At 64.1% G+C, this 20,242-nt stretch carries 20 protein-coding genes; 10 read left to right on the top strand and 10 right to left on the bottom strand.

What is annotated here, in order from left to right:
• Window positions 1-36 precede the first annotated feature (36 nt).
• Window positions 37-603: an NAD(P)H-dependent oxidoreductase gene (locus BN1132_RS00225; RefSeq protein ID WP_042074035.1), complete on the top strand. Its 567-nt coding sequence runs from the start codon at window positions 37-39 to the stop codon at window positions 601-603.
• A gap of 103 nt (window positions 604-706) precedes the next feature.
• Window positions 707-1,186, top strand: a complete 480-nt coding sequence (locus BN1132_RS00220) for a DM13 domain-containing protein (RefSeq protein WP_042074034.1) — start codon at window positions 707-709, stop codon at window positions 1,184-1,186.
• A 119-nt stretch (window positions 1,187-1,305) separates the two neighbouring features.
• On the opposite strand, the gene BN1132_RS00215 is transcribed toward BN1132_RS00220, so the two are convergent.
• The gene (locus tag BN1132_RS00215) at window positions 1,306-1,872 is read right to left on the bottom strand and encodes a hypothetical protein (RefSeq protein WP_244462889.1); all 567 of its coding nucleotides are present in this window, start codon (window positions 1,870-1,872) and stop codon (window positions 1,306-1,308) included.
• A 215-nt stretch (window positions 1,873-2,087) separates the two neighbouring features.
• Here BN1132_RS00215 and BN1132_RS19835 point away from each other — a divergent pair, with 215 nt between their 5' ends.
• On the top strand, window positions 2,088-2,255 hold the full coding sequence (locus BN1132_RS19835) for a hypothetical protein (RefSeq protein ID WP_157005264.1): 168 nt from the start codon (window positions 2,088-2,090) through the stop codon (window positions 2,253-2,255).
• Between the two features lie 144 nt (window positions 2,256-2,399).
• On the opposite strand, the gene BN1132_RS00210 is transcribed toward BN1132_RS19835, so the two are convergent.
• A complete protein-coding gene (locus BN1132_RS00210; RefSeq protein ID WP_042074033.1) occupies window positions 2,400-3,617 on the bottom strand; it encodes an aromatic amino acid transporter in 1,218 nt (405 codons plus the stop codon).
• A 323-nt stretch (window positions 3,618-3,940) separates the two neighbouring features.
• Here BN1132_RS00210 and BN1132_RS00205 point away from each other — a divergent pair, with 323 nt between their 5' ends.
• Window positions 3,941-4,324: a hypothetical protein gene (locus tag BN1132_RS00205; protein WP_042074032.1), complete on the top strand. Its 384-nt coding sequence runs from the start codon at window positions 3,941-3,943 to the stop codon at window positions 4,322-4,324.
• 105 nt (window positions 4,325-4,429) lie between these two features.
• Here the strand turns inward: BN1132_RS00205 and BN1132_RS00200 are convergent, their stop codons facing one another.
• The 7 genes from BN1132_RS00200 to norV all read right to left on the bottom strand — a co-directional run bounded on the left by BN1132_RS00200 (window position 4,430) and on the right by norV (window position 12,029).
• Window positions 4,430-5,644, bottom strand: coding sequence for an aromatic amino acid transporter (locus BN1132_RS00200; protein ID WP_042074031.1), 1,215 nt, complete (start codon window positions 5,642-5,644; stop codon window positions 4,430-4,432).
• Window positions 5,645-5,715: 71 nt separating this feature from the next.
• Entirely contained in the window at window positions 5,716-7,182 is a 1,467-nt protein-coding gene (gene tnaA / locus BN1132_RS00195; RefSeq protein WP_042074029.1) for a tryptophanase, read from the bottom strand.
• A gap of 204 nt (window positions 7,183-7,386) precedes the next feature.
• Complete coding sequence (gene tnaC / locus BN1132_RS20480) at window positions 7,387-7,458, bottom strand: tryptophanase leader peptide (protein WP_223302601.1); 72 nt, start codon at window positions 7,456-7,458, stop codon at window positions 7,387-7,389.
• A gap of 191 nt (window positions 7,459-7,649) precedes the next feature.
• On the bottom strand, window positions 7,650-8,867 hold the full coding sequence (locus BN1132_RS00190) for a 4Fe-4S binding protein (protein WP_042074028.1): 1,218 nt from the start codon (window positions 8,865-8,867) through the stop codon (window positions 7,650-7,652).
• A gap of 121 nt (window positions 8,868-8,988) precedes the next feature.
• A complete protein-coding gene (locus BN1132_RS00185; RefSeq protein ID WP_042074027.1) occupies window positions 8,989-9,330 on the bottom strand; it encodes a TehB family protein in 342 nt (113 codons plus the stop codon).
• A gap of 51 nt (window positions 9,331-9,381) precedes the next feature.
• Window positions 9,382-10,548, bottom strand: coding sequence for an NADH:flavorubredoxin reductase NorW (gene norW / locus BN1132_RS00180; protein WP_042074026.1), 1,167 nt, complete (start codon window positions 10,546-10,548; stop codon window positions 9,382-9,384).
• Complete coding sequence (norV, locus tag BN1132_RS00175) at window positions 10,545-12,029, bottom strand: anaerobic nitric oxide reductase flavorubredoxin (protein ID WP_042074025.1); 1,485 nt, start codon at window positions 12,027-12,029, stop codon at window positions 10,545-10,547. The genes norW and norV overlap by 4 nt, the downstream gene beginning before the upstream one ends.
• A 170-nt stretch (window positions 12,030-12,199) precedes the next feature.
• On the opposite strand from norV, the gene norR reads away from it, so the two are divergent.
• Window positions 12,200-13,726 (top strand): nitric oxide reductase transcriptional regulator NorR, encoded by a 1,527-nt coding sequence (norR, locus tag BN1132_RS00170; protein WP_042074023.1) that lies wholly within the window; start codon window positions 12,200-12,202, stop codon window positions 13,724-13,726.
• A gap of 90 nt (window positions 13,727-13,816) precedes the next feature.
• On the opposite strand, the gene BN1132_RS00165 is transcribed toward norR, so the two are convergent.
• Window positions 13,817-14,821: a substrate-binding domain-containing protein gene (locus BN1132_RS00165; protein WP_042074022.1), complete on the bottom strand. Its 1,005-nt coding sequence runs from the start codon at window positions 14,819-14,821 to the stop codon at window positions 13,817-13,819.
• Between the two features lie 435 nt (window positions 14,822-15,256).
• On the opposite strand from BN1132_RS00165, the gene BN1132_RS00160 reads away from it, so the two are divergent.
• The 5 genes from BN1132_RS00160 (at window position 15,257) to BN1132_RS00140 (ending at window position 20,114) form a co-directional block, all read left to right on the top strand.
• Window positions 15,257-16,378: a branched-chain amino acid ABC transporter substrate-binding protein gene (locus BN1132_RS00160; protein ID WP_042074020.1), complete on the top strand. Its 1,122-nt coding sequence runs from the start codon at window positions 15,257-15,259 to the stop codon at window positions 16,376-16,378.
• Window positions 16,379-16,442: 64 nt separating this feature from the next.
• Window positions 16,443-17,369 carry a high-affinity branched-chain amino acid ABC transporter permease LivH gene (gene livH, locus BN1132_RS00155; RefSeq protein ID WP_042074019.1) on the top strand — a complete coding sequence of 309 codons (927 nt, stop codon included), beginning with the start codon at window positions 16,443-16,445 and terminating at the stop codon, window positions 17,367-17,369.
• Window positions 17,366-18,634 carry a high-affinity branched-chain amino acid ABC transporter permease LivM gene (locus tag BN1132_RS00150; RefSeq protein ID WP_042074017.1) on the top strand — a complete coding sequence of 423 codons (1,269 nt, stop codon included), beginning with the start codon at window positions 17,366-17,368 and terminating at the stop codon, window positions 18,632-18,634. The genes livH and BN1132_RS00150 overlap by 4 nt, the downstream gene beginning before the upstream one ends.
• On the top strand, window positions 18,631-19,404 hold the full coding sequence (livG, locus tag BN1132_RS00145; RefSeq protein ID WP_042074016.1) for a high-affinity branched-chain amino acid ABC transporter ATP-binding protein LivG: 774 nt from the start codon (window positions 18,631-18,633) through the stop codon (window positions 19,402-19,404). Before BN1132_RS00150 ends, livG begins: the two co-directional genes overlap by 4 nt.
• An 8-nt stretch (window positions 19,405-19,412) precedes the next feature.
• Window positions 19,413-20,114, top strand: a complete 702-nt coding sequence (locus tag BN1132_RS00140; RefSeq protein ID WP_042074015.1) for an ABC transporter ATP-binding protein — start codon at window positions 19,413-19,415, stop codon at window positions 20,112-20,114.
• The last annotated feature ends 128 nt before the right edge of the window (window positions 20,115-20,242 follow it).

Below are 20,242 nucleotides of genomic sequence, written 5' to 3'. Positions count from 1 at the left end.
AATCCATCCATCACGGCTTTCACAGGAGAACGCATCATGAGCAAGGTGCTGGTCATTTCCGGTCATCCCGACCTGTCCCACTCTTACACCAACCGGGTGATCCTCGGCGAGCTTGAGGAGGCCGTCGACCACGTCCGGGTGCGGCGCCTCGACCAGCGCTACCCCGATGGCCGCATCGACGTGGCGGCCGAGCAGCAGGCCCTGCTGGACGCGGACATCCTGGTGTTGCAGTTCCCCTTCTACTGGTACTCGGTGCCGGCGCTGCTGAAGAAGTGGATCGACGAGGTGATGACCTTCAACTTCGCCTACGGGCCTGAGGGGGACAAGCTCAAGGGCAAACCGCTGCTGCTCTCCCTGACCGTGGGCGGGCCGCAGGAGTCCTACCGCACGCTCGGGTACAACCACTTCGCCATCCCCGAGCTGCTCAAGCCCCTGGAGCAGCTGGCCTACCTGACCGGCATGGTCTTCGAGCCGCCGATCTGGAGCCACGGCATGGTCTATATCCCGGGGATCTACAACACCCAGGAGCTGGTCGAGGCGCGCGCCCGCGACCACGCCGGCCGGCTGATTGCCACCCTCCGGACATTGCAGCAGGAGCGTTGAGGGAGAGCAGCCTCACGTCAGCACCTTTCACGCCCCCCGGGATGGGCATGGGCGGCAGGCCCTGATATGTTGGGCCATCCATTGATCACCGACCGAGACAGCCATGCAACGCAAGACCCTGGCCCTGCTGCTGGCCAGCCATCTGCTGGTGGGGGCTGCCGGCTTCGCCGCCGGCATCTATCTGCTGCCCATCCTGATCGCGCCGCCCGCCCCAAGCGGTGAACAGGTCGCGGCCCGTCAGGCGCAGGCGACCTATCAGGGCACCTTCAAACGGGAACGGCAGGACAGCGATCGGCTGCACTGGGGGGAAGGCAAGGTGAGCATAGGGCCGGACGCCATCAGCCTGATGGGCAGGCTGGCGCCGGGCCCCGACTACCAGCTCTATCTGTCGCCCGCCTTCGTCGAGACCGAGGCGGACTTTGCCCGCCTGAAGGATCGGATGGTGCATGTCGGGCCGGTGAAGACCTTCGACAACTTTATCGTGCCGCTCCCCGCCGGCATCGACCCCGCCCGCTACGACACCGTGATCGTCTGGTGTGAAACCTTCGGACAGTTCATTACCTCGGCCCGCTATCGGGAATGAGAGCCCGCCACCCAGGCGCGTCTCGCAGGCATACCGCCAGCGAGCCCCATGCAAAAGGCGCCCGACGGGCGCCTCTTGATGATCGGCCGCGACGCCGCCGACCTGCTGCACACAACGTCTTACTCCACTGGTGCCATCAGATGCTGATAGGGGGTGCCAGACCACATGATGTAGGGGGCAGAGGTATCCGGATCTGCACCCTTCGGATACATGTCGTAGAAGGCATCATCCGCCCCGACGATCATCACGTGGGGTCCGGTCTGCAACCAGTTGTTGCTGGTGGTGGGCTGGGTCGCGTAGGGGTCGGTGTTGCTGGCATCGGTGCCGCCCTTGAGCATGTACATGAAGCCAATCTTGCCCTTGGGCGGCATCTCGTGGTTGATCCAGGCATGGGCCCAGGCCATCGCCGCCGCGTCCATGCACATAGGATCCGGCCCCGGCGTGGCCGGGTTGTCTGGCATGCAGGTGAAGCCATTGCCGCCCTCGCGCAGGGTGCGCATCTTGCCGTCCGCCCCCATGGCGACGACGGTGGCGCCGGCCCCGACCTTGACGGGGGCCGCCGCCATGGCGCTGGCGATCATCGCCTCGTCTGTCATGGCTGGCATGCCGGCCTTCTCTTCGGCCTGGACCGGCGTGGCCAGGGTGATGGCCGCGAGCACGCCCAGGGCCAATAGGTGTTTGCACAAAACATCTCTCTCCCGGTTGGGTGAATACGATGCAAAACAGGATCACGCACGGCCTGACTACCATGGCGGCCGTGCTGCCGGGCAGCAGCTGTCTGGTGGATGGACGGGGTGATCGAAAGCTGGCAGCCCGCAGGCAGTGACGCGCAGGTGCCATCTGTCTGACTATAGCCCCTCCGGGTCCCTTCGCCGGTGGGGCCAAAGGGACCGGCTATCGGGTGGAGTTTCGCCGCGGCGCCAAGCTGCCGGAGCAGATGCTGGCCAGGGTGGTCGCGCCGGACAGGCTGTTCGACATCGCCACCGTGGAGCAGGGGATGGGCAAGCTGCTCAAGGGGCGCAGCGACCCCTATGTGGAGCAGACCCTGGTGGCCAGGCAGGCACGCTGACCGACCCTGAAAGCTTGCCCTGACGCTCAGGCCCCCTCCCGGATAACCATGGGTCGCCGGTCCCTGTGCCCTCTTGCCCCTTTCGTCTCGACGCCATAGAAAACGGCGCCCGAAGGCGCCGTTGCTCGCAGCATCGCAGGCCTATCACCCCTTGTAGGCGGGCAGCAGCTCGACCATGTTGAGCAGGTGGAAGGCGGCGGTCAGCACGCCAAAACCGATCACCAGGGCGATCATCAGCACCCCGCCGGGGGCGCGGAAGCCTTCGCCCTCGTCGCCCTGAGCCGCCCGCACCTTCCAGGCCAGCAGCGGCGGTATGATGCAGGTCCAGAGGGTCGCGACGGCACCGGCGTAGCCGATGGCCACCAGGAAGCCGAACGGGAACAGCAGGGAGAGCACCAGGGGCGGCACAAAGGTCACCGCCCAGGACTTGGCGCGGCCGCCCCGGCTGTTGTCGAACTTGAACAGATCCGCCAGGTAGTCGAACACCCCCAGCCCCACCCCGATGAAGGAGGAGAGGATGGCCGCCATGGAGAAGGCGTTGAGGGCGCTCGCCACCGCCCTGGATTCGATCACCGAGCCCAGCGCCTTGAGCAGGGCGTCCACGTTGCCCCCCTCTGCGATCACCGGGCCGAACTCGCTGCGCGGCAGGTTGCCAAAGACGCTCACCAGCCAGACGAGGTAAAACGCGAGCGCGATCAGGGTGCCCCCCAGGATGGCGCGGCTGGCACGCTTCTCCTCGCCGTAATAGGCGCGCATGGACGACACCGAGTGGTGATAGCCGAAGGAGGTGAGCGCCACCGGCAGCATCACCAGGGCATAGGGGGCGTAGTGGGTCTCGCTGCCGACCCGATCCAGCAGCAGATCCAGGCGGACGTTCATGGACAGGCCCGAGATGCCGAAGGCGAAGCTCAGCCCCATCAGGATCACCAGCAGCACCGAGATGCGGTCCACCGCCCGGGTGGAGTGCCACACCAGCAGGGAGAAGGCCAGGGTGAAGAGGATGGAGGAGAGCTGGCTGCCCATCCCCGTCATGCCGTCTATGATGAGGCCGGCCGAGGTGATGTAGGCGTAGAGCAGGATGCCGCCGACGAAATAGACGCTGAGGTTGTTGAGGGCGTTCACCTTCTCCCCCAGCAGATCCCGGGTCACGGTATCGAAGGAGACGCGCAGGGGGTAGCCACGATAGGATTCGAGCAGCATCCAGCCGGAGACCGTCATCACCACCATGGTCAGCGCCACCGCGAGCATGGACCAGAGGCTCCAGGCCCCCGCGCCCGCACTCGGCAGGCCCAGCATGCCAGCCCCCACACAGACGCCGGCAATGATGCATGCCCCGCCCACCAACGATGGTTTATGTTCCATTTACTTCCCCAAAGACGATTGTTGATCTGGTCGCGACCGCGGACCGTTGCATCTGCTACGCCGGTTGTCATCGTAAGATCGCGATCATCTGTGCTATCGGTGCCCAGCCGCTTGCTGCTGCGTCAGCGAGGCAAGACGTGGCTGAGGCCAGCTACCGATCCCAACATGGCAGCAGGGCCGCCATCTTGGGGGTGTGACTTTACCCTGCTCACCCCCGGGTATCAAATGTTGGCGCCATTCCCCTGGAGTCACTCCCCGTGCGCCCCGCCTGCCGCGGGCGCGGGACTATACTCAAGCCGGTTTTCACGGCAAGGAGCCATCCCATGGACAGGAAGTTCGTCATCAGCGCCCTCTGCTATGCCCTGCTCGGCATGGTGCTGGGCATCCATATGGCCGCCAGCAAGGATCACGGCCAGTTCGTGACCCATGCCCACATCATGCTGGTCGGCTTCGTGGTCTCGTTCATCTATGCCCTGTGCCACCGGCTGTGGCTCGACAACCCGAGCGGGCGGCTGGTGTCCGTGCAGTTCTACCTGCACCAGCTGGGGGCGCTGGTGATGTCGGCGGGGCTCTACCTGCTCTATGGCCGGCTGCTGCCACCGGAGCGGGTCGACCCCCTCCTCGCCGCCTCCTCCCTTGCGGTGCTGATCGCCATGGGGATCATGCTGGTCCTGCTGATGCGCCACCGATCCCGGCCGCAGCCATAAACAACAAAACGGCGCCCTTGGGCGCCGTTTCAGCGTGATGGGGCCAGGCCCCGCTTTATGCCGCACTCATCCCGTATAGAGAGGCCGCATGCCCGCCCTTGCGGATCACCCCGTATAGACGGGCAGCATGCCCGCCATGGCCATCAGATGGAAGATGGCGGTGAGCACCCCGAAGACGATGACCGCCAAGATCATGGGCTGGCCGCCGGGCGCCTTGAAGCCCGCCTCTTGTGGGGCCAGCTCCCGGGACTTCTTCGCCAGCAGGGCGGGGATGATGCAGGCCCAGACGGTCGCCGCAGCCCCGGCGTAGCCGATGGCCACCACGAAGCCGAACGGGAACAGCAGGGAGAGCACCAGGGGCGGCAGGAAGGTCACGGCCCAGGACTTGGCGCGGCCCTGGCGGCTGTTGTCGAACTTGAACAGATCCGCCAGATAGTCGAACACCCCCAGCCCCACCCCGATGAAGGAGGAGAGGATGGCCGCCATGGAGAAGAGGTTGATGGCCTGTGATACCTGTCTGGACTCGATCACCGAGGCCAGCGCCCCGAGCAGCACGTCCACGTCGCCCCCCTTGGCGATGACGGGGCCGAAGGCGCTGCGGGGCAGATTCCCGAAGATGCTGAGCAGCCACAGCAGGTAGAGCGCCAGCGCGATCAGGGTGCCCCCCAGGATCGCCTGCTTCGCCTTCTGCTCCTCGCCGTAGTAGGCGCGCATCGAGGCCACCGAATGGTGGTAGCCGAAGGAGGTGAGCGCCACCGGCAGCATGGCCAGGGCATAGGGGGCCTGCTCCAGCTCCTCGGCGACTGTGCTGAACAGCATGGCGGTGTCGATCTTGCTGGCCAGGCCCGAGACCCCGAACACGAAGCTCAGCACCATAAAGACGATCAAGACGACCGAAATCCGGTCCACCGCCCGGGTCGAATGCCAGACGAACCAGGAGAACACCAGCACGAACAGGACGGAGGCAAGCTGGCTGCCGATGCCCAGCAGGCCGCTCAGGATCAGGCCCGAGGAGGTGATATAGGCGTACAACAGGATGCCGCCCACGAAATAGACGGTCAGGTTGTTGAAGACATTGATGTTGTGACCGAGCAGATCCTTGGTCACCGAGTTGAAGGAGGCAGTCAGCGCATAGGGTTTGAAGGCTTCCAGCAGCATCCAGCCGGAGACCGTCATGATGATCATGGTGAGAATAATGGCCAGCGATGACCAGGTGGTCCAGGCCCCGGCGCCTGCACTCGGCAACCCCAGCATGCCGGCACCGACACAGACGCTGGCAATGATGCAGGCCCCTCCGATGACGGACGGTTTCGATGTCATGTGTTGTCACTCCCGAAAATTCACAAGGCTGTGAAAAAAAAGGGCACAGAATAATCTGTGCCCCTGACTCGTTATGCTTCTACTAATTTTTCAGTTTTGGTGCAGGCCGCTTGATTGTTATTGTCGACCTCCTTCAGACGGGCGGTGAAGTGGCGCAGCACCGCCGGCTCGTAAATAAAGTCGAGCCCCTTCACGTTTTTGGCGTTCTTCTTCACCTCGCCAAAGGCCTCGATGACGAAGTCCATGTGGGTCTGGGTATAGGTGGCACGCGGTATGGTGAGGCGCAGCAGCTCCGCCGGGCAGGGGTGCTGCTTGCCGGTGGCGGGGTCGCGCCCCAGCAGCAGGGAGCCGATCTCCACCGCCCGGATGCCGGCCACCTTGTAGAGCTCGCACGCCAGGGCGTGGGCCGGGAACTGATCCGCCGGGATGTGCGGCAGCAGCTTGCCCGCGTCGACGAAGGCCGCGTGGCCCCCCGCCTGCTGGCACACCACGCCGATGGCTTCCAGCCCGTCCACCAGGTACTGCACCTGGCCGATGCGATAGGCCAGCCAGTCCTGGCGCATGCCGTCACGCAGGCCCACCGCAAGGCGCTCCATGGCGCCCCCCTCCAGGCCACCGTAGGTCGGGAAGCCCTCCTGCACCACGCACAGGGTGCGGCACTCGGTGTAGACGTCCAGCATGCTGTCGTCCTTGAAGCAGAGCAGGCCCCCCATCTGCACCATGGCGTCCTTCTTGGCGGACATGGCGAGGCCGTCCGCGTACTTGTAGGACTCCTTGGTGATCTCCTCGATGGTCCAGTTCGCGTAGCCGGGCTCGCGCTGCTGGATGAAGTAGGCGTTCTCGGCGAAGCGCGCGGAGTCCATGATGACCGGGATGTCGTACTTTTTGGCGATCTCGTAGACAGCCTTCAGGTTGGCAATCGACACCGGCTGGCCGCCGGCAGAGTTGCAGGTGATGGTGCTGACGATGTAGGGCACGTTGGCCGGGCCCGCCTCCAGGATGGCTTCCTCGAGCTTGACCAGATCGAAGTTGCCCTTGAAGTCGGCGGTGACAGAGGTGTCGAACGCCTCCCTGGTGTAGACGTTCTTCGCCACGCAGCAGTTGATCTGGGTATGACCCTGGGTGGTGTCGAAGAAGTAGTTGGAGAGCGCCACCATCTTCTTGCGATCCAGCCCCTTCTCCTGCTCCCGTTTCTTGATGAGCACCGGGATGTAGATCTGCTCGGCGCCGCGCCCCTGGTGGGTGGGAATGGTGAGGGAATAACCGAAGATCTCCTGCACCGCCTGCTGCAGCGCATAGTAGCTGCGGCTGCCGCTGTAGGCCTCGTCACCGCGCAGCATGGCGGCCTGCATGTCCTGGGTGATGGCGCCGGTGCCGCTGTCGGTCAGCAGATCGATAAAGACGTCCTCGCTGTCCAGCAGGAAGGGGTTCATGCCCGCCCGGACGATGGCCTCCTCCCGGTAGGCGCGGGTGGTGCGCTTGACCGGCTCGATGACACGAATGCGGAAGGGTTCGGGCAGATGCTTGAAGTTTTCCATAATATAAACACCCCAGAGTTAAATATTCAGAATGTGTCTCATCCCCCGCCGAAAATAGAATATCCGGCAGGCAGAAAATATTGAGAATGGGTGCACGACATCGCCTCGCAAAATAAACAAGCGAAGACAGGTGCAGACTATTTCAGATTAGGTATTCAGACGGATGCATTGCATTTCTGGAAATGCAGCGGCACCACAGGGATATTACAGCGGGAAGAAGAACGCGATTTTATGGTCCAGGGTAAACCACTTGGGATAGCTGACCTTGATATTCATGTTGTTGCTCATCTGGTTGGAATTAACAACGCCAATTAACAGGGTCCATTATGGTGAGCCCTTGCATATGATCAATTGCAACATGAGCAATTTGGGATGGCGATAACAATTTGCCGGGGGAAATTTATACAGGTCGCCGTCGCATCGGGGCGGGCACTGTCCCACCCCGATGCACGCGGCGACTCGGTGGCTCAATGGTTCAACCAGGGCAGCCGTTGCAGCAGGTCATAGCGCTCCGCCAGCGGCGTCTGGCTGACCCAGAGATCCAGCAAGCCGTAGGAGAGCAGCGGCAGCACCAGCAGCAACAGGCAGAGCAGCCCCAGCAACTGGCGAGGGGCGAGCCGGCGCCCTTGGGAGCCCAAGTGCAGCGCATCGGCCCGCTTGGGGCAGGCGGCCACACAGCTCAGACAGCTGGTGCACTCGAGACTGCGCACCGCGATGAGCTGGTGTACCTGGATGCGCGACGGGCAGGCCCGGCTGCACTTGTCGCAGTCGTGGCCCGCGCTGCGCAGGCAACGGGCCGGGTCACGGCGAATGCGCAGCACCGTCAATAGACCCAGCAGGGCCAGCCAGGCGCCATAGGGGCAGAGGTAGCGACAGAACCCCTGCCGGAAGGTGGCGGTGAGCAGCAGCACCCAGACAAGGCAGAGGCCCGAGATCGGGGTCAGGTTGAAGAAGAAGGCCCCCATCTTCATGTCCGCCGCCTGATGGTAGGGGCTGGCGAGGTAGCCGGGCAGGGCAGCGCCTGGCACCGCGATCAGCACGATAAACAGCAGGAAAGCAAGCACCAGAAACTTCTGGCCGCGCAACACCACATCGAACCAGCGCGGCGGCGTCCACTCCCCCGCTATCCATCGGATGCGCAGGCCGTGCAGCCACTCGCCCACCAGCCCGAGCGGGCAGAACCAGGCGCAGAACGCCCTCCCCAGCAGCAGGGCCGACAGCGAGAGCACCAGCACAGTCACGGTGGCCGCCGGATGGTGGGGATCCACCAGCCCCTGCCCGAGCCAGGCCCGCAGCCCGAGCCCGCCAGCGATGGGCAGGAAGCCGTCCACCACGTCAGGGCGCACCAGCCAGGGGCTCATCCCCTGCCCCAACTGCCAGACATGCAGGCCGTACTGCAGCGTCACCAGCCCCCAGCAGAGCAACAGCAGCTGCCGTGTGCGCGTCCGCAGCCACTGGCTGTCGAGCGCCTCGAGGGTGGGCAGCGGTCGCCGCTGGTGCCAGAGGGTAAGCGCGCCGGCCACCAGCCCCACGCCGAGCCAGAGCAGGCTGTCAGCCGCCAGCAACCAGAGCATGAGCAGCAGGCCGAGGGCAAGACGCCACTGCCAGCCCGATCGCGCCTGCCACGCCAGCAGCACCAGATAGGCCAGGCCGGCGGCCATGGTCACGGCTTCGATCACGCTCATGTTTCCCTCACTGCCTCATCCACCACTGGCGGCAAGGATAACGGACATCTGAATTGATTATTTTGATCTGCATGGGCAGAGGGGGACATTTGCGCCCAATGTCCCTCCCCATGGTTGAACCTTATGCCTTGCGGCTGTTGAACAGCGGCTGGTCGGATTCGGCCTGCTCGGCCCAGAAGTGGATGTTGAAACGGGCATCCTCCGACAGCTCGACTCTGTGCCAGTACCGGGGCGGGCTGGTGGCAAACTCCCCGGCCCGGATCACCAGGCTCAGCTCAGGCTCCTCGGCCTGCTCGTCGGCAAAACCGTGATAGGTGACGGTGCCCTCCATCACGCAGAGCTGGCCGAACACCCCGGCCGCGGTGTTGTGGTGGGTGAGCAGGGCCTGGGGCACATTCTGGCGGGTGAAGAAGGGGGTGGAGCGGCGCACTACCCAGTGAGACGGAATCAGTTGCATGGCCATATCGGTTCTCCTCGCGTGGCCGGGTCGCCCCGGCCGGTGCAATGAAAGGGGTTAACGGGGCAGCTGACGCAGCAGCGGGAAGGCGGCGCTCATCTGGTCGCCCCCCACCACGAAGCCGCACAGCTCGCCGGCTTGATCGCGCGCCTCGGCCACCATGCCGTGGCTGTTCCAGCGGCACTGCCAGGCGAGATCCTCGCCCTTGGTGCGGCCGGCCAGTTGCAGCGGGTAGCGCGGCGTCTTTACCTTCACCAGCATGGACGGCAGGGCCAGCGGGGTCGGTGTGCCGAGCAGGGTGCGCGCCAGCGCATTGGCGCCCAGCACTATGGGTTGCAGGAAGGGGAGCAGCTGACCCCGCCACTGCACACAATCCCCCAGCGCGAAGATATGGGGGTCGCTGGTCTGCAGCCGATCATCGACCAGGATGCCGCGCTCCACGGCCAGCCCGGCCCCGCGGGCCAGGGCCAGATTCGGCCGCAGGCCGATCGCGGCGATCACCAGATCCTGCTCGCTGACGCGCCCGTCACTCAGGGTGACGCGCCAGCCATCGCCCGGCTGGTCATCCATCCTGGCGAGACCTGTCCCGAACCGCAGGCTGACCCCCTGGCTGCGCAGCGCCTGTTGCAGCGGCTGGGTCAGGGTGGCGGGCAGCAGGGCGCTGAGGGGGCTGTCGGCCAGATCCACCAAGGTGACCTCGCGGCCATCGCTCGCCATGTCCATCGCCAGCTCGCAGCCGATGAGGCCGGCTCCCAGCACCAGGATGCGGCGGGCCTGCTGGATTGCCCCCTCGGCGGCGGCATACTCCTGCTGGCTGTTGAGGGTGACCAGATGTTCGCTGCCCGGCAGCTCGGGGCGTACCGCGCTGGCACCGGTGGCCAGCACCAGCTGGCCGTAGGGGAATTCCCCCTTGGCGGTCAGCACCAACCGCCGGGCAGGATCGATGCCGAGCACAGGGCAGTGGGGCAGCAGCGCGATGCGCTGCTGCTCGGCAAAGTCGCTGCCGCTAAGGCGAGTCATGGCTGCGGCAGGGCAGCCCCTACTCACCACGTGGCTGAGATCCGGCTTGTTGTACTCGTCGCCGCTGTCGGCGGTGATGAGGAGGATGGGCTGCTCGGCGTCCAGCTTGCGAAGGCTCTTGACCAGCTGCTGGGCGGCGAAGCCGCTGCCGATCACCACTATCTCCCGGCTGATGCCGGCGTCATTCAGGGTTGCTGCACTCATACACAGGCCTCCACCCCACAGGGTTCGAATACCTCCTTGCCGATGCCGCAGCCCGGGCAGAGGAAGCTGTCCGGTACCTGGGCCCAGGAGGTGCCAGGCGCCACCAGCTGATCCGGCTCACCCTGGACCGGGTCATAGACCCACTGGCAGACGGTGCAGAGCATGGCCTGATCATCGTCCCATTCGGCGGTCACCGCTGCGGCTTTCGGCTCAACAGCAGGCATCGCGGAGACGGGCGTCACGGTTGCCTGGGTTGTGGTGATCGGGCGGGGCGCGTCCAGCGGGTGCAGCGCCCACTGACGGGCGAGCCGGCGGCCATGCTCGCGGCATTCCGCCAGCGCCGAGCCATCCGGCCGCCACTTGGCCTTGAGGGAGAGGCTGATGTCGAAGCCTGCATCCATCAACCGGGTCTGGATCCGGTCCACCGCGCCGCCGGTCCAACCGTAGCTGCCGAAGGCCGAGGCACGCTTGTTGCGAAAACGCAGGCCGGTGATCTCCTCGAGCATGCCCGCCACCTTGGGCATCATGACGTTGTTCATGGTGGAGGAGCCCACCAGTATCCCCTTGGAGCGGAACACCTGGGTCAGGATCTCGTTCTTGTCGTGGCGGGCCACGTTGTAGATCTTCACCGCCACGCCGGGGTCCACCTCGTGGATGCCCTGGGCGATGGCGTCGGCCATCATGCGGGTGTTGTTGGACATGGAGTCGTAGAACAGGGTGATGCGGTCTTCCTGATAGTGGTCGGCCCACTCCAGGTATTTCAGGATGATCTGGGTGGGATCCTCGCGCCAGACGATGCCGTGGGAGGTGGCCACCATGCTCACCGGCAGGTTGAAGCCGAGCACTTCCTTGATCTTGGCCGTCACCAGCGGGCTGAAGGGGGTGAGGATGTTGGCGTAGTAGCGCTGGCACTGCTCCATCAGCTCGGTCTGATCCACCTCGTCGTTGAACAGGTGCTCGTCGCAGTAGTGCTGGCCGAAGGCGTCGTTGGAGAACAGCACCGCATCTTCTGTCATGTAAGTCATCATGCTGTCGGGCCAGTGCAGCATGGGGGTCTCGATAAATACCAGCTGCTTGCCGTTGCCGATGTCCAGGCTGTCACCGGTCTTGACCGGGTGGAAGTTCCACTCCGGGTGGTGATGATGGCCGGTGATGGAGTCGATGGCATTGTGGGTGCAGTAGATGGGAGTGCCGGGGATGCGGACCATCAGCTCGGTCAGGGCGCCGGCGTGATCCTCCTCGGCGTGGTTGATCACCACATAGTCGATGGCGGCGAGATCGATCTCGGCCGCCAGGTTCTGCACGAACTCCCGGCTGAACTTGTGATCGACGGTATCGATCAGCACGTTCTTCCCTTCGCGGATGAGATAGCTGTTGTAGCTGGTGCCCTTGTGGGTCTTGTACTCGGTGCCGTGGAAGTCGCGCACCTCCCAGTCCCGTTGGCCGACCCAGTGGATGTTGTTCTTGACGTGAATGCTCATCAGGCAGTTCCTCGAATGCAATAGTGGATGTTCGACTGAACCAGCTATTGCAGCGGACGTGCCAAGTCATAACTCATTGATTTTTATCGACACCAATTTCAATTATTGTCATTTAGACAATCACCACATATAGTCAAAATCACAAACACACTGTCATTTGGACAATTCTCGTGATCTCGACCGACAGCCTGGCGCGCATCGCCCTCGACCTGCAACTCGGCATCTCCCATCAGGACCGCTTCCACCGCCTGATCCAGAGCGTGCGCAGCCTGCTGAACTCGGATGCCTCGGCCCTGCTGCGCTACGAGGGGGGCCAGTTCATCCCGCTGGCCATCGACGGCCTGATGCAGGACGTGCTGGGGCGCCGCTTCGCCCTCAGGGATCACCCGCGCCTCGAGGCCATCGCCCGCGCCGGCGACGTGGTGCGCTTCCCCGCCGACAGCAGCCTGCCCGACCCCTATGACGGCCTACTGCCGGATCACGACGACTTCAAGGTGCACGCCTGCGTCGGCCTGCCGCTGTTCTCGGATCAGGCGCTGATCGGCGCGCTGACCATAGACGGCATGAACCCGGCCCAGTTCGACGGCATCAGCGACGAGGAGCTGCGGCTGGTGGGCGCCCTGGCCGCCGCCGCCCTCGACAATGCCCTGCTGCTGGAACGCCTCGCCCGCCAGAGCAGCGAGCCCCTGATCCCCGGCACCCGGCCCGGCCCTGAGCAGCCGGAGATGATAGGCCAGTCCCCCGCCATGGCCCGGCTGCGCCACGAGATCGAGGTGGTGGCGAATTCGGAGCTGAACGTGCTGATCTTGGGGGAGACCGGAGTCGGCAAGGAGCTGATCGCCAAAGCGGTGCATGGCGGCTCACCCCGCGCCCATGCCCCCCTGGTCTACCTCAACTGCGCCGCCCTGCCGGAATCGGTGGCCGAAAGCGAGCTGTTCGGCCACGTGAAGGGGGCCTTTACCGGCGCCATCCACAACCGGGCGGGCAAGTTCGAGCTGGCGGACAAGGGCACATTGTTTCTCGACGAGATAGGGGAGCTGTCGCTGGCGCTGCAGGCCAAGCTGCTGCGGGTGCTGCAATACGGCGATCTGCAGCGGATCGGTGACGATACCCCGCTCAAGGTGAACGTGCGCATCCTGGCGGCCACCAACCGGGATCTGAAGCAGGCGGTGGTCGAGGGGCAGTTTCGGGCCGATCTCTACCACCGGCTGAGCGTCTTCCCGATCCAGGCCCCGGCGCTACGGGAGCGCCCCGGCGACATCCCCCTGCTGGCCGGTTATTTTTGCGAGCGCTGCCGCCTCAGCCTGGGTCTGGAGCGGCTGCGCATCCAGCCACAGGCGCTGCAACTGCTCGAGCGCCACGACTGGCCCGGCAACGTGCGGGAGCTGGAGCACGCCATCCACCGCGCCGCCGTGCTGGCGCGGGCCGAACAGGGCAGCCCCTCGCCGACCCTGGAACCCCACCACTTCAACCTGGGGACGACGGGCTCATCCCTGCCCGCCGACACCGTCAGCCAGCCCGCCTCCCCGACCATTGCCGGCTTGGGCCTGCGCGCCGCCACCGATCTGTTCCAGCGCCAGCTCATCGAGCAGACCCTGACGGCCCATGGCGGCAACTGGGCCGCCACCGCCCGCGCACTGGATCTGGACGGCGGCAACCTGCACCGCCTCGCCAGGCGGCTCGGCCTCAAGGCCTGACGACTCCCCAGATATGAGCAGTCCAAAAACAAAAACCCCCTCGCGAGGGAGGGGGTTTTTCATGGCGTTGGCTCGCGGGCGACGCGGGGATCAGCGCAGGGACTTGACCGAGCGGCGCACGATAAGCTCCGGCTGCACCGTCATGGACTCGACTTCCAGCTCCTTGTTGCGGATCCGGCTCACCAGCTGCTGCACCGCCAGCAGACCGAGTTCGGCCTTGGGGTGGCGGATGGTGGTGAGCGGCGGGCTGGAGAAGCGCGCCATCTCCACGTCGTCATAGCCGATCATGGAGATGTCATCCGGCACCTTGACCCCGGCCTCCCAGGCGGCACAGATGGCGCCGATCGCCATGGGATCGTCGAAGGCGAACACCGCAGTCGGCCGCGGGGTGAGGGCCAGGATGCGCTGCATGGCATCGAAGCCGCTCTGGCTCTCGTAGTCCCCTTCGAAGATCTGCTCGTCCTTCAGGGTCAGGCCCTGCTCGGCCAGGGCATCGCGCACCCCGTCCAGCCGCTGCTGGGTAGTCGGTTTGGCGAGGTGCCCCGTGATGCAGACGATGTCGGTGTGGCCCTGCTCCAGCAGATGGCGCACGGCCAGCCGCGCACCGATGCGGGCGTTGTCGTTGATCACGTTGGCGAAGTCGCACTCGTTGCCCCAGTCCAGCACCACCTGCGGCACGTTCTTGTGGATGCGCAGCATGTCCCTGAACTGGGTATCGATATCGGTTCCCAGCACCAGCAGACCGTCGACCCGCTTCTCCATCAGCATGCGCAGATAGTGCTGCTGGCGGGGAGGCTGGTTCTCCGTATTGCAGAGGATCAGACTGTAGCCCTGCTCGAAGCAGTACGCCTCGACCCCCTGCACCACTTCCGCGAAGAAGGGGTTGGCGCTGGTCGTCACCAGCATGCCGATGGTCTTGGTTGCATTTATCTTGAGGCTGCGTGCCACCGAATTGGGCGCGTAGTTGAGTTCTGCCACCGCCTCAAGCACTTTCTGGGTCGCGTCTTCGCTGACCCGACGGGTGTGATTGAGTACATGTGAGACGGTGGAGATGGATACGCCTGCCCGTGAGGCGACATCCTTGATTGTGGCCATCTCTGTCTCCTGAAGATCAAAGGCGGAACAGTAGCAGATTTCCCGAATAAAGGCTTGGTTTTAACGAGAGCTGCCAGTGAATTGTCAATCCTGGCTAATCTAGGCGGTCATTTCTTTTTGCGCAAACGAATTTTGGTCAAAATGAGAGCGAACGCAGAATGAAATATCGTCAGTTTTTTACTCTGTTTTTCCACCACACCACCCGGTGTTGTGAATATGTTAATCAACCAAAACAGAATTTAATCCCGATACGGAAAAAATGGCAGGTTGTTTGCTCCAAAAAACGACCCTCCACCCCCACCCGGTTAGTATCTTTAACATCTTGTTATTGCACGGCGAGGAATGATAGAACCTTATCTATCGCCGGGCTGGCGGGACACAGGCTCGGAATGACGTGCATAAAATGAAACAATTCACTGATTAAGGGACGAATCAATGCATAACTTCAACAAAATGGCGGTCAGGGCAGCGGTTTCTTTGGCCCTGTTTGGCTCGGTATCCATGGCCAATGCGGCCGATACCATCAAGATCGGCATCGCCGGCCCCCTGACCGGCCCGGTCGCCCAGTACGGTGACATGCAGTTCACCGGCGGCAAGATGGCGGTCGAGCAGATCAACAAGGCGGGCGGCATCAAGGGCAAGCAGATCGAAGCCGTCATCTATGACGACGCCTGCGATCCCAAGCAGGCCGTGGCCATCGCCAACAAGGTGATCAACGACGGCGTCAAGTTCGTGGTCGGCCACCTCTGCTCCGACAACACCCTGCCCGCCTCCGACATCTATGAAGATGAAGGGGTGCTGATGGTGACGCCGGCCTCCACCAACCCCAAGATCACCGAGCGCGGCTACCAGCTGACCCTGCGCACCATCGGCCTGGACAGCGACCAGGGCCCGACCGCCGCCAAGTACATCATCGAGCAGGTCAAGCCCCAGCGCGTGGCCGTCATCCACGACAAGAAGCAGTACGGTGAAGGCATCGCCTCCAGCGTGAAGGCCGCCCTGGACAAGGCCGGCGTCAAGGTCGTGGCCTATGAGGGCATCACCGCCGGGGACAAGGACTTCTCCGCCCTGATCGCCAAGCTGCAGAAAGAGAACGTGGACTTCGTCTATTACGGCGGCTACCACCCGGAGCTGGGTCTGATCCTGCGCCAGGCAGGCGAGAAGGGTCTGAAGGCCAAGTTCATGGGTCCGGAAGGCGTGGGTAACAAGGACATCTCCGCCATCGGCGGCCCGGCTTCCGAAGGCCTGCTGGTCACCCTGCCGAACAAGTACGACCTGGTGCCGGCGAACGCCTCCATAGTGGAAGCCTTCAAGGCCAAGGGTCAGGACTCCTCCGGTCCGTTCGTGTGGACCACCTACGCGGCCATGCAGGCCCTGGCGGCCGGTATCGCCAAGGCGGGTGAGGATGACCCGGCTGCCGTGGCTGCCGCCATCAAGGCCGCACCGATCGACACCGTCATGGGTCCCCTGACCTGGGCACCGAACGGTGACCTCAAAGGCTTCGAGTTCGGTGTCTTCCAGTGGCACGCCGACGGAACCTCCACTCAAGTCAAATAATCTGCCAGTCGGGGTGACATGAGTCACCCCTCCTTTCTTTGCGGGCAAGTACAGGGAACGCGGTATGTCCGAACACCTTCTTTACCTGGTTCAGCAGTTGCTGAACGGATTGACCATAGGCAGCACCTATGCGTTGATCGCCATCGGCTACACCATGGTCTACGGCATCATAGGCATGATCAACTTCGCCCACGGCGAGGTCTACATGATCGGCTCCTACGTCGCCTTCATGGTGATGGCCGGGCTCATGATGATGGGCATCGACAGCACTGTGCTGCTGCTGGGGGGCGCCTTCCTGGTCAGCATCATCATCACCGGCAGCTATGGCTGGACCATAGAGCGGGTCGCCTATCGCCCGCTGCGGGGCGGCAACCGCCTGATCCCCCTCATCTCCGCCATCGGCATGTCGATCTTCCTGCAGAACATGATGCGGATGGCACAGGGCTCGCGCGACATCGCCATGCCCACCCTGATCTCCGGGGGCTGGTCCCTCGGCGGCGAGGACGGCTTCCAGGCCAGCCTCTCCTACATGCAGCTCATCATCTTCGTGGTGACCTTCGTCACCATGCTGGCGCTGACCCAGTTCATCGGTCGCTCCCGCATGGGCCGCGCCTGCCGCGCCTGCTCCGAAGACATCAAGATGGCGAACCTGCTGGGCATAGACACCCATGTGGTCATCTCCATCACCTTCGTGCTGGGGGCCGCCCTGGCCGCCGTCGCCGGGGTGTTGCTCGGCATGTACTACGGCGTCATCAACCCCTATCTCGGCTTTATGGCCGGTCTCAAGGCATTTACGGCAGCGGTACTGGGCGGCATCGGCAGCATCCCGGGTGCCGTGCTGGGCGGCCTGCTGCTCGGTGTGGTGGAGGCGCTCACCGCTGGCTACCTCAGCACCGAGTACAAGGATGTCATGGCCTTCGCCCTGCTCATCTTCGTGCTGCTATTCATGCCGACAGGCATCCTGGGTCGCCCGGAGGTCGAGAAAGTATGAAAAAGCAATTCATCCATGCCTGCATCGCCAGCCTGATGCTGCTGGTGCTCTCCTTCTGGCTGCTCGGCTTCGAGCTGGAGACCGACGGCTCCCGCCTGCTGGTGGTGAGTCGTCTCGATGTGTCCCTCGCCTGGCTGCTGGGGGGCGCCACCTTCGTCTTCTGGTTCCAGATGCTGCGCGGCCAGATCGCGCGCCTATTCCAGGCCTCCATCAGCGGCTTCTCCGTCGGCTTCACCAAGCTGGTGCTGCCAAGCCCGGAGGAGGCGCCCAAGCTCTATAACCTGACCGCCGTGCTGGTGCTGCTGTTCGCGGTGAGCTGGCCCTTCATGGCCTCCCGCGGCGCCATCGATCTGGCCACCCTGACGCTTATCTACATCATGCTGGGGCTGGGCCTGAACGTGGTGGTGGGCCTCGCCGGCCTGCTGGATCTCGGCTACGTCGGCTTCTATGCGGTCGGCGCCTACAGCTACGCCCTGCTCAACAGCTACTTCGGCCTGAGCTTCTGGGAGTGTCTGCCCATCGCCGGCCTGATGGCGGCCACCTTCGGCTTCCTGCTCGGCTTCCCGGTGCTGCGGCTGCGGGGGGACTACCTGGCCATCGTCACCCTGGGCTTTGGCGAGATCATCCGCATCCTGCTCAACAACATGACCACCCTGACCGGCGGCCCGAACGGGATCTCCGGCATTCCCAAGCCGACCCTGGGGGGCCTGGAGTTCAACCGCACCGTCAAGGACGGCGGCTTCGAGACCTTCCACGAGTTCTTCGGCATCGCCTACAACGCGAACCACAAGGTGATCTTCCTCTACCTGATGGCGCTGGTGCTGGTGATCGCCACCCTGTTCGTCATCAACCGATTGCTGCGCATGCCGCTGGGCCGCGCCTGGGAGGCGCTGCGGGAAGACGAGATCGCCTGCAAATCCCTGGGGCTGAACCCTACCATCATCAAGCTGACCGCCTTCACCATAGGCGCCTGCTTCGCGGGCTTCGCCGGCAGCTTCTTCGCCTCGCGCCAGGGCTTCATCAGCCCGGAGTCCTTCGTCTTCATCGAGTCGGCCATAGTCCTTGCGATTGTGGTGCTGGGCGGCATGGGCTCCCAGATCGGGGTGGTGCTGGCGGCCATCGTCATGACGGTGCTGCCGGAGCTCGCCCGCGAGTTCAACGAATATCGCATGCTGATGTTCGGTCTCTTGATGGTATTCATGATGATCTGGCGGCCGCAGGGACTGCTGCCCATGAGTCGACCCCATATGGAGCTGCGTAAATGAGCAACAATCACACATTGTTGGATGTCTCAGATCTGTCGATGCGCTTCGGCGGCCTGCTCGCGGTCAACGGCGTCAAGCTGGACGTGAACAAGGGGGAGGTGATCTCCATCATAGGCCCCAACGGCGCAGGCAAGACCACCATCTTCAACTGCCTGACCGGCTTCTACCGCCCGAGCGGCGGCGTCATCCGCTACAAGGGCGAGGAGATCCAGGGCCTGCCCGGCCACCTCATCGCCCGCAAGGGGATAGTGCGGACCTTCCAGCACGTGCGCCTGTTCAAGGAGATGACGGCGGTGGAGAACCTGCTGGTGGCCCAGCACAGGCACCTCAACACCGGCTTCCTCGCCGGCCTGTTCAAGACCCCGGCCTTCCGCCGCGCCGAGAAAGAGGGGCTGGAGCAGTCCGCGTTCTGGCTGGAGAAGGTGGGGCTCAAGGATCTCGCGAACCGCGCCGCGGGGAACCTGGCCTACGGCCAGCAGCGCCGGCTCGAGATCGCCCGCTGCATGGCGACCCGGCCAGAGCTGCTGATGCTGGACGAGCCCGCCGCCGGCCTCAACCCCCACGAGACGGACGAGCTCAACGAGCTCATCTCCAACCTGAGGGACGAGTTCGGGGTGTCAGTGTTGTTGATCGAACACGATATGAAGCTGGTGATGGAGATCTCCAGCCGCATCTTCGTGGTCAACCAGGGCACGCCCCTGGCCAACGGCAAGCCGGACGACATTCGCAGCAACCCGGCGGTGATCAAGGCCTATCTGGGCGAATCATAGGAGTCATGATGTTAGAACTTCGCAACGTATCGACCCATTACGGCAAGATCCAGGCGCTGCACGACGTCAGCGTCGAGGTGAAAGAGGGCGAGATCGTCACCCTGATCGGCGCCAATGGCGCCGGCAAGACCACATTGCTGATGACGCTCTGTGGCGAACCCAAGCCCAGCAGCGGCAGCATCTGGTTCGAGGGAGAGCAGATCAACACCCTCAGCACCGCCCGCATCATGCGCAAGGACATCGCCGTGGTGCCGGAGGGGCGCCGCATCTTCGCCCGCCTGACGGTGGAGGAGAACCTGCTGATGGGGGCCTTCTTCGTCGACAAGGCGGAGCAGCGCGGCCTGCTGGATCAGATATTTACCCTGTTCCCCCGCCTGCACGAGCGGCTGGAGCAGCGGGCCGGCACCATGTCCGGCGGCGAGCAGCAGATGCTGGCCATCGGCCGCGCCCTGATGAGCAAGCCGCGCCTGCTGCTGCTGGATGAACCGTCGCTCGGGCTGGCTCCCATCGTCATCCAGCAGATCTTCGACACCATAGAGCAGCTGCGCCAGAAGGGGATGACCATCTTCCTGGTGGAGCAGAACGCGAACCAGGCGCTCAAGCTGGCGGATCGCGGCTATGTGCTGGAGAACGGCCGGGTGGTGCTGCAGGATACGGGGGCGGCCCTGCTGGCCAACCCCGCCGTCCGCCAGGCCTACCTGGGTGGCTAGCCAGTTGCAGCGGCCAGCGCCGAACCAACCCGTCACGCGCTCGCGTGGCAAATGTGTCCGAACGGCTGGCCGATGAGCAGGCAAAAGGAAGCGCAGGGTCGTGCCAGAACTGGTGCTGATCCTGCGCT

This window comes from Aeromonas sanarellii (assembly GCF_000820085.1).
GTDB lineage: Bacteria > Pseudomonadota > Gammaproteobacteria > Enterobacterales > Aeromonadaceae > Aeromonas > Aeromonas sanarellii.
This window is presented reverse-complemented; position numbering and strand designations above follow the sequence as displayed.